This is a genomic window from Kitasatospora sp. NPDC094016, from assembly GCF_040304045.1.
In the GTDB taxonomy this organism is placed as follows: Bacteria; Actinomycetota; Actinomycetes; order Streptomycetales; family Streptomycetaceae; genus Kitasatospora.
The window spans coordinates 19,706-28,896 of sequence record NZ_JBEOUK010000067.1; the positions used below are offsets into that span (position 1 = coordinate 19,706).

The following is a 9,191-nucleotide window of genomic DNA, read 5'->3' on the forward strand; positions in this document are numbered from 1 at the left end:
GCAGCAGTTCAGTCCGGCCGCCGGTCCAGAGATCCGGGCAGGTCGCTCGAAGGGACGCAAGCCGGCGCACCCGTCCGGGTGGCCGTCAGCCGGACTCGGCTGGTCTCGAAGGGAGCCCGCACTGAACACCCCGCTCGCGGAGGGCCTGGCACTGGTACTGCTGCTGGCCGTGCTGGCCTGCGCCGTCGTCCGGCCGTGGGGCTGGCCCGAGGCCGCCGTCGCGGTGCCCGCCGCCGCCCTGCTGGTCGCCACCGGCGCCATATCGCCCGCGCACGCGCTGGAGGAGGCCGAACGGCTGGGGCCGGTGGTCGGGTTCCTGGCCGCGGTGCTGGTGCTGGCGCAGCTGTGCGACGAGGAGGGGCTGTTCCACGCCTGCGGGGCGTGGATGGCCCGGACCGCCGCGCGGCCCGGACGGCTGCTGGTGCAGGTGTTCGCCCTGTCCTCGGTGATCACCGCGGTGCTGAGCCTGGACGCGACGGTGGTGCTGCTGACCCCGGTGGTGTTCGCCACCGCCACCCGGCTCGGCACCCGGCCGAAGCCGCACGTCTACGCCTGCGCGCACCTGTCGAACACCGCGTCGCTGCTGCTTCCGGTGTCCAACCTGACCAACCTGCTGGCGTTCGCGGCCAGCGGCCTGAGCTTCACCCGGTTCGCCGCGCTGATGGCCCTGCCGTGGCTGGTGGCGATCGGTGCCGAGTACGTGGTCTTCCGCCGGTTCTTCGCCGCCGACCTGGACAGCGGGGCCCCGCCGCCACCGGACGAGGCGGCCCCCGAGCTGCCGCTGTTCGCGCTCGTCGTGGTGGCCTGCACGCTCGGCGGGTTCGTCCTCACCTCCGCGCTGGGCGTCAATCCGGCGTGGGCGGCCGCGGCGGGGGCCCTCGTGCTGGCCGGCCGGGCGCTCGCCCGGCGCCGCATCACGCCCACGGCGGTCGTCCGGGCCGCGAACGTTCCGTTCCTCGCCTTCGTCGTCGCCCTCGCGATCGTCGTCCGCGCCGTGGTCGACAACGGCCTCGCCGCCGCGCTCGACCACGTGGTCCCCGCCGGCACCGGACTGCCGTCCCTGCTCGCGGTCGCCGTGCTGGCCGCCGTCCTCGCGAACGTGATCAACAACCTGCCCGCCGTCCTGGTCCTCCTGCCGCTGACGGCGGCCTCCGGCCCGGGTGCGGTGCTGGCGATGCTGCTCGGCGTGAACATCGGCCCCAACCTCACCTACGCCGGCTCCCTGGCCACCCTGCTGTGGCGCAAGATCGTCCAGCAGCACGGGAGCACCGTCCGGCTGGGCGAGTTCACCCGCCTCGGCCTGCTCACCGTCCCGCCGGCGCTGGTGCTGTCCGTTCTGGCGCTGTGGGTGTCGCTGCGGGCCCTGGGAAGCTGACGGGCGGGGCGCCCGTCGGACGGACGCCCCGGAGCGCGGGGGTGTCAGGAGATCATGAAGTCCCGGACCGGCAGGGGGCGGTCGACCACGCGGACGTCGCCGATCCAGCCGTGGAAGACCTGGTTGAGCGCGCCGCCGTACCCGTAGCCGCCGAGCAGCCAGGGGTGGCCGAGGGTGCTGAGGCCCTCGGACGGCGTCGAGGGGTTGCGGACGACCTCGCAGCCGTTCACGTACATCCGGGTGAGCCGCCTGTTGTTGACGACCGCGACGTGCCACCAGGCGCCGAGCGGGAGTTCGTGGCCCCAGTTGGTGACGGGACCGCTCAGGTTGGTCGGGTAGACGCACCACTGCAGTTCCCGCCCGCCGGACAGGCTGAGCGTGGCGACCGGCTCCTGCGGGTCGGTTTCGGGGCCGCTCTTCCCCGCCTCCCCGCTCGTGCCCCAGCGGCTGAGCAGCGCCGTCCAGGCGTTGCGGCCCGCGTCCCAGTCGGCCGGCAGCTTGAAGAACGCCTCGAAGGTGTAGCCCTGCTGGAAGGTGTCGGCGTTCATCGGGGCCTTGGCGACGGTCTGCAGGTAGGCGCCCTGGACCGGCTTGCCCCGGCCCGCGAAGCAGAGGCTGCCGCGGCCGGGCTGGTCGGGGTGCGACTCGGTGGACCAGGTGAGCGTCCCGGCCGGGCTGCCCGGGGCGGTCTGCTTGACGAGGTCGTTGCCGTGACCGCTCAGGTCCTTGACGACCTGGGAGTCGGCGACGGCGCTGCCGTCCGGCCGTCCGCCGTCGAAGCGCCAGTAGGCGACCGTGCCCGGGATCGTCAGCTGACGCGCGGGGCGCGCCGGGCGGGCCGGGACCGGGGCGAAGCCGGCGAACCGCCGCGCGAAGTCCACCTGCACCGAGAAGCTGTCCACCGGGCCGGTCAGCTCGATCTCCTCGCTGGCGAGGCGGTTGACCTTCTCGGCGGCCAGCTGCTGGATCCAGGGCGAGTACGTCCGCACGTCGATGGTGTTGCGGTCCAGGTCGAAGCGGTAGGCGCGGATCATCGCCGCGCCGCCGTAGTAGCGGTTCTGGTAGTTGGTGATGTGGACGTGGACGTCGTGGCCGGCCTTGTTGGTCAGCGTGGTGCTGCCGGGCGGCCAGTAGTGGCCGTTCAGGGTGAGGAAGATCTGGTCGTTGCCGCTGATCAGCCTGTCCCAGAGGGCGTGCCCGTGGTCGGACAGCTGGGCGGCGCCGCCGTCGTCGGCGTAGGCGAGGTCGTGGGTGGTGAGGATGACCGGCACGGTCGGGTGCTGGGCGATGGCCGAGTTCGCCCAGGCGAAGCCGCGGTCGGACAGCCGCCAGTCCAGCGAGAGCACCATCCAGTCCCGGCCTGCTCCCCGGAACAGGTGGTAGGTGTTGTAGCCGTCCGGGCTGGCGCCCTTGAAGGTCGCCGAGCGGGCGAACCGGGCCGGGTTGAAGGTGTCCAGGTAGGCCGTCCGGCCGCGCTGGTCGTCGCTGCCCGAGCCGACGTCGTGGTTTCCGGCCAGGACGCTGTAGGCCGCGCCGTGGCGGTCGAGGAGGGTGAAGGCCTTGCCCGCGGCGGCGAACTCCTCGGCCTTGCCGTTCTGGGTGACGTCGCCCAGGTGCGCGAGGAAGACGAAGTTCTCGTCACTGCCGTCCAGCACGTGGCGCAGCGAGGCCTCCAGCGGGGCGGGGTGGATCCGGTCGTCGTCGAAGAGGTACTGGGTGTCGGGCATCACCGCCAGGGAGAAGCGGGGGCCGTCCGGGTCGGGATCCCAGGCGCCCCGGCCGTCGTCCGCGGCGGCGGGCGCGCCGAAGGCGTCGGCCGTGGCGGGCTCGTCCGCCGCCGCCGCCGTCGCCGTGGAACCCGCCCCGAGGACCGCCAGCCCGGCGCCGACCAGACCCGTCGCGCGCAGGAAGGCGCGGCGTCCGGCCGCCGCCGGCGCGTCGGAGTCGAACCCGACGGTCCGCGGGCAGCTCGACCCGTGGTCGTCGTGGGGCAGGTCGTTCTGATGGTGGTTCATCGGGGCAGCTCCTCGGGCCGTGCGCGGTGATCGCGACGTTAGGGGCACGACGCGGACCACCGACCGGACGGCCGGCCTCCGCACGGTGAACGCCCGGGGAACGTCCCCCGCGGGCCGCTGCTCCCCGCCCGGCTTCTGCTGCCGGGTCAGTGGCCGCCCTTGGGTTCGGTGCAGCCGCCGTCCAGGTACATGCCGTGCGGGTGGACGTCGGGCGGGGAGGTCAGCAGGCCACTGACGCACAAGATGGCTTCGGGGATTTCGAGGTCGAATCCGGGGGCGCCAGTGGAGGTGCGGACGTTGACCAGCTCGGCGGGGTAGCCGAGGCGCTGGAGGGCCGCGCGGAGGCCGGCTTCGTCGAGGACGGCCGACGTGCCGGCGGGCCGCAGGGCGTCCGCGATCCGTGCCGCGTGGGCCTCGCCGCGGCACTGGGCGTCGGCGAGGAGCCTGACGGTCTGTTTGTAGGCGTGGTTCTCCGCGTACTTGTCGGCCCAGGTACCGCCGTCGCCCGTGGGGGCGGCGGCCGGGGCGGACGGCGGTGTGGCGGCGACGCCCGCGCATTTCGCCGCGACCTCGGGGAAGAGCCGGTCGTGACGGGCCAGGGCCTCGGCCCCGGCCTGGCCGGGCGCGCGGGATTCGGTGTGTGATGCGTTGCTCGGTGCGTTGCTCGGTGCGCTCGTCGATCCGCAGCCGGCGAGCGCCAGCGCCGTCACGGCCGCCGCCAGGCCGGTGGCCGTCCTGCTCCAGGTGTGCCTCATCTGCCTTCTCCCCCTCGGTCGTTGGCCCTCGGCCCGTTGCCCCGCGATCATTGGATGATTGTCGCGCACGAGGGCGGCGGCGGGCGGGTCAGTCCGCGAACGGGCCGGTGTCTCCGAAGGCGAGGCGGGTGAAGTGCTCGGCGATGCGGTGGTGGCCGGCCTGGTCCGGGTGCAGGTCGTCGGGGAGCGGGTGGTCGTCGTGGTCGGCCTGGCCGTAGAGCGAACAGCCGTCCAGGTAGTGCAGGTTGAGGTCGCCGTCGGCGGCGCGGGCGGCGACGATGCGGGCGAGTTCGGTCCGGATGACGGTGAGGGTGAGGCGGCCCGCCGCGGTCTCGGCCGGGTCGCCGGTGGCCCGGAAGCGCAGCGCCCCGGTGCTGAAGTCGACGACGAGGGGCCCCGGGGTGTCCTCCTGGATCGGGCAGAGGATCGGGGAGACGACGAGCAGCGGCGTGGCCGGGTGCCCTTCGCGGACGGTGTCGAGGAAGCCGTGCACCGCCGGGACGAAGGCGCGCAGGCGCATCACGTCGGCGTTGACGAGGTTGATGCCGATCTTCAGGCTGATCAGGTCGGCGGGGGCGTCGCGGATGGCGCGGGCGGTGAACGGGTCGAGCAGGGCGCTGCCGCCGAAGCCGAGGTTGACCAGGTCGACGCCGGCCGCGGCCGCCGCCAGGGCGGGCCAGGTACCGGTCGGGTGGGTGGCGTTGGAGCCGTGGCTGATCGAGCTGCCGTGGTGCAGCCAGCGACGGCGGGTGCCGGCCGGGACCGGGGTGACGGGGGCGTCGGTGTCGAGGGCGAGGAGTTCGGTGGTCTCGGTGTGCGGGAGCCAGATCTCGACGGTCTTGTCCCGTGCGGGCAGACCGGTGAACCGGGCGGTGCCGGGCGGGCCCTGGGTCAGCTCGACGCGGCCGGTGACCATGTCGATGGTGCGCAGGTTGCCGCCGGACACCGTGGTCTGCGCCGCCAACTGCCCGTCGACGAGGAGGTCGTACACCCCGTCGGGCGGGGTGGGCACGCCCACGTAGGCCCGCTTGGTCGGGACGGCGTGCAGGTCGATCGCGGTGGCCCGGGTGCGGAAGGCCAGCCGGACGCCGGTGGGCTGGGACTCGGCGATCGCGAGTTGCTCGTCGGGGATCTGCCGGCGGGCCCGAGCGGGCAGGCGGTGCGGCAGCAGGCCGCGTCCGGTGTGCTCGACGTCGAGGTGGCCGTGCAGCAGGGCCTCGGTGACGGGGGTGGTGAAAGAGGTGTTCATCGCTGTTCCATCGCGTTCCGTGCGGGCCCTGCCCGTGCCATGTGCTTTCTGCCGTCCGGCTATAGTCAGTATGGGATTGCCTAATGAGTTTAGGCAAATGGGATTACGGCATTGGATTCCCCGTCCCGGATTCCCAGGTCGTGGCTGTCGGCGGCGGCCGCGGCCACAGCGTCAGCCCGCCAGGATGACCGTCTCCGCCGGGCCGGAGAAGCCGGCCTGCTGGGCCGGGGCGCCGGTCGCGGCGAGGCGGCGGTGCTCCTGCGGGCTGACGCCGCGGACGCGCTTGAAGGCCGCCGAGAGGGCGAAGGCGTTGCTGTAGCCGACCTTGCGGGCCGCGAAGGCGACGGTGCACTCGGGTTCGCGCAACAGGTCGGCGGCGACGGCCAGCCGCCAACCCGCCAGGTAGGCCATCGGCGGTTCGCCGACCAGGCCGGTGAAGCGGCGGGCCAGGCCCGCCCGCGACACCCCGACCCGCTGGGCGAGGTCGGCGACCGTCCAGGCGGTGGCCGGGTCGTCGTGCATCAGCCGCAGCACCGGCCCGACGACGGCGTCGTGCTGGGCGCGGTACCAGGCCGGGGCGCCGGAGTCGGGGGCGGCGAGCCAGGAGCGCAGGACGGAGACGACCAGCAGGTCCAGGATGCGGTCCAGGACCAGTTCCTGACCGGGCTCGTTGCGCCCTATCTCGGCGGCCAGCAGGTGCACCAGGGTGTCGTCGGCGCCGGTGCCCGCCGGGCGGACCAGCAGGGCGGGCAGGCAGGCGAGCAGGCGCTGGCCGATCTCGTGCTCGGCCTGGTAGGTGCCGGACAGGACCACCGAGGACGCCTGGTCGCCCTCCCGGCCCTGCCCCCAGGTCCGGACGCCGAGCGACATCACTTCGGAGACGTCCACACCGCCGCGCGTGCAGACCTGGCCGGGGCCGACGATCACGTCCACGGGGGTGTCGGGGTCGTCCGCCACCGTGTACGGCTCCGGGCCGCGGACGATCGCCACGTCGCCGGGGTGCAGCAGCAGCGGCGTGCCGCGCTCGGGCAGGATCCAGGCCTCGCCGCGGACCATCGTCACCACCGACAGCGGGGCCCGGTCCTCGATCCGCAGCGACCACGGCGGGGTGAGGATCGAGCGCAGCAGGAACGCGCCGCGGGCCTTGGGGCCGTCGAGGAGTCCCGTCAGAGTGTCCATGGGCCCAAGTGTAGACGGCAAGACATTATTTGACGGTTCGTCATTTGAGAGGGTCTTGAGTGGTCGAGGTGGCCCGAGCGGCCCGGATGCCGGATGATCGGCGCACGGGGGACGAACCGATACGCAGATACGCAGAGACAGTGAGGGGCTACGAAGATGGAACTGGCACGCACACTCGCACTGGTGGCGGCCACCGTCACCTGTGGACTGACCGCCGGGTTGTTCTACGCGTTCGCGTGCTCGGTCATGCCCGCGCTCGCGCGGGTCGAGGACCGCACCTTCATCGAGGTCATGCAGCGCATCAACGTGGCCATCCTGAACGGCTGGTTCGTCCTCGGCTTCGTCGGCGCCCTCCTCACCACCGGCGCCGCCGTCGCCCTCCACCTGCCCTCCGACGGCCACCACGCGCTTCCCGCCACCGTCGCCGCCCTGGTGCTCTACATCGCCGCGATCGGCGTCACCCGCTCCGTCAACATCCCGCTCAACGACGAACTCGCCGCCGGCGGCGAGCCCAGGCGCATCACCGACCCGGCCGCGGTCCGGGGGCGCTTCGAAGCCCGCTGGGTCCGCTTCAACGTGCTGCGCGCCCTGCTCTGCACCGCCGCCGTCGCCTGCCTCGCCTGGGCGCTGATCCTGCACGGCCAGTCCTGACCCCGCGCCCGGCCGGGCCCCCGGATACGCCTTCGAACTCCCGCGACGCGCGCGGGAGTTCGAAGGCGTATCCGGGGCGGGTCACGCCCTAGCCGCAGAGGGCCCCGAAGGTGTACCCGCGCGCCTTGAGGGTGGAGAGGATCGTCGGAAGCGCGGCGGCGGTCTGGCTGCGGTCTCCGCCGCCGTCGTGCAGCAGGATCACCGAGCCCGGGCGGACGTTCTTCAGCACCCGGGACTGGATGGCCGCCGTTCCCGGCCGGGACCAGTCGGTCGGGTCCACCGACCACAGCACGACCTGCTTGCCGAGCGCCGCCGCGCGCGAGCGCACCGCGCCGTTGACCGAACCGTAGGGCGGGCGCAGGCAGCTCGGGGTGCGGCCGGTCTGGGCCCGGATCGCCTTGTCCGTGTTCGCCACCTGGGCGTTGACGGCGGAGGCGGAGAGCCGGCGCAGGTCCGGGTGCGACCAGGAGTGGTTCTGCACGCTGTGACCGGCCCGGGCGACCTGCCCGGTGAGCGCCGGATGGGCGGCGACGTTCTGCCCGATCTCGAAGAACGTCGCGCGCACGCCGTAGCGGGCGAGGATCCCGAGGATCCTCGGCGTGTACGTGGGGCTGGGGCCGTCGTCGAAGGTGAGGTAGACGACCTTTCCTCCTTTGTCGGCCTTGGCGCCCGCCGCCTCGGCGGGCGCGGCCGGCACCCCGACCGCCGCTCCCGCCACCAGGGCGACGGCGAGTGCACCGATCGCGGTCCGAATCCGCCCAACCGCCCTGCGCCTGCCGGAATGTACGGCCATGCCTGCCCCCTGCCCCTGGTGCCGGAACCGCCCTGTACCGACCAGTCTGCGCCGGAGGGCGCCGCGGCCGCGACCGGCCGGGGGTGAATTCGGCCAGCCGCTCGGCGGGTTGACCAGCGGCGGGAACAGGCCGGGCACGGCGACCGCCCCCGGTGGGGATCCACCAGGGGCGGCAACCCCGTTGCGGGGGCAGGCCGTTCAGCGTGAGGCGCGGCCATGCAGGACCAGCGCCCGGGTCAGGGCCGCCAGGCCGCCCGTGCAGAGCAGCGTGCGGAGCATGTTGGTGGCCACCCAGGTGCCCTCGAACTTGGCGCGCACGCCCGCGAAGTCGGTGATCTGGGACGGGTCACCGGCCTGCGCCAGCTGGTTGTTGAGCGGGATGTTGACGCCCATGGTGACCATCAGGGCCACCACGTAGAGCACCGTCGCCCCGGCGGCCCACAGCGCCGCCTGCCGGCGCCCGGCCTTGTGCTGGAGCCAGGCCGCCACGCCCGTCGCCACGAAGGCGCCGACGAAGACCAGGCCGAACATCCCGTTCTCGATCGACTTGTTGATGTGCTGCATCGCCGTGACGTACGTCCGGTCGTCGCCCGCCGCGAGGCCCGGCATCACGGACACGTCGAAGGCGAAGAACAGGCCCGCCATCAGGCCCATCGCGATGGTGGCGCCCGCCAGGACGGGCCCGGCGGCCTTGCTCCGTGCGGCGGGGGCCGCCGAGGCGCCCGGCGCGAGGCCGCCGAAGGAGGATGGAGCGGAGTAGGAAGCTGGAGTCGCGGTCTGGTTCGAGCGCATCGGTAATCCTTCGATTTCTCCCCGGCCCCCGCCCAGCGCGGGGGCCACCACGGTGCCCGGGCACCGGCTTCCGTACCGCTCCCGGGTTCGACCCGGATGGACGGTCAGGAAGTCGGCGAGGCCCGGCACCGACGATCAACGAGACTGACTGACCTGCTAGTTGTGCGGCACGGTGGGCGGCTCACACGTCCCAGACCCCGGACGCGGCGGCCTCGCGGGCGAAGTCGGCGAAGTCCCGCGGCTCACGCCCCAACGCCCGCCGCACCCCGTCCCCCAACGAAGCGTTACGACCGTCCAGGATCACCGAGAACAACTCCGCGAAGTCCCCCGGCAGACCCGCCTCCTCCAACACCCCCCGGTACGCCGCCTCCGACACCGCCTC

General features: G+C 73.5%; 8 protein-coding genes and 1 pseudogene. 2 read left to right on the forward strand and 7 right to left on the reverse strand.

What is annotated here, in order from left to right:
- The first annotated feature begins 121 nt into the window (after nucleotides 1–121).
- Entirely contained in the window at nucleotides 122–1,375 is a 1,254-nt protein-coding gene (locus ABT015_RS35820) for an SLC13 family permease (RefSeq protein WP_350886913.1), read from the forward strand.
- A 44-nt stretch (nucleotides 1,376–1,419) separates the two neighbouring features.
- Here ABT015_RS35820 and ABT015_RS35825 read toward each other — a convergent pair whose 3' ends face one another.
- The 4 genes from ABT015_RS35825 to ABT015_RS35840 all read right to left on the reverse strand — a co-directional run bounded on the left by ABT015_RS35825 (nucleotide 1,420) and on the right by ABT015_RS35840 (nucleotide 6,573).
- Entirely contained in the window at nucleotides 1,420–3,390 is a 1,971-nt protein-coding gene (locus ABT015_RS35825) for a LamG-like jellyroll fold domain-containing protein (protein ID WP_350886895.1), read from the reverse strand.
- A gap of 146 nt (nucleotides 3,391–3,536) precedes the next feature.
- Complete coding sequence (locus ABT015_RS35830; RefSeq protein WP_350886898.1) at nucleotides 3,537–4,145, reverse strand: hypothetical protein; 609 nt, start codon at nucleotides 4,143–4,145, stop codon at nucleotides 3,537–3,539.
- An 88-nt stretch (nucleotides 4,146–4,233) separates the two neighbouring features.
- On the reverse strand, nucleotides 4,234–5,394 hold the full coding sequence (locus tag ABT015_RS35835; RefSeq protein ID WP_350886901.1) for an SGNH/GDSL hydrolase family protein: 1,161 nt from the start codon (nucleotides 5,392–5,394) through the stop codon (nucleotides 4,234–4,236).
- Nucleotides 5,395–5,565: 171 nt separating this feature from the next.
- Nucleotides 5,566–6,573 (reverse strand): AraC family transcriptional regulator, encoded by a 1,008-nt coding sequence (locus tag ABT015_RS35840; RefSeq protein ID WP_350886904.1) that lies wholly within the window; start codon nucleotides 6,571–6,573, stop codon nucleotides 5,566–5,568.
- Nucleotides 6,574–6,729: 156 nt separating this feature from the next.
- Between ABT015_RS35840 and ABT015_RS35845 the strand changes: the two genes are divergently transcribed.
- A complete protein-coding gene (locus tag ABT015_RS35845; RefSeq protein ID WP_350886906.1) occupies nucleotides 6,730–7,224 on the forward strand; it encodes an anthrone oxygenase family protein in 495 nt (164 codons plus the stop codon).
- Nucleotides 7,225–7,312: 88 nt separating this feature from the next.
- On the opposite strand, the gene ABT015_RS35850 is transcribed toward ABT015_RS35845, so the two are convergent.
- The 3 genes and pseudogenes from ABT015_RS35850 to ABT015_RS35860 all read right to left on the reverse strand — a co-directional run.
- Nucleotides 7,313–8,017 carry a polysaccharide deacetylase family protein gene (locus tag ABT015_RS35850; RefSeq protein WP_350886908.1) on the reverse strand — a complete coding sequence of 235 codons (705 nt, stop codon included), beginning with the start codon at nucleotides 8,015–8,017 and terminating at the stop codon, nucleotides 7,313–7,315.
- A 198-nt stretch (nucleotides 8,018–8,215) separates the two neighbouring features.
- Complete coding sequence (locus ABT015_RS35855; protein WP_063350756.1) at nucleotides 8,216–8,809, reverse strand: anthrone oxygenase family protein; 594 nt, start codon at nucleotides 8,807–8,809, stop codon at nucleotides 8,216–8,218.
- A gap of 181 nt (nucleotides 8,810–8,990) precedes the next feature.
- Nucleotides 8,991–9,191: pseudogene (locus ABT015_RS35860) on the reverse strand (NmrA family transcriptional regulator); the annotation flags it as partial.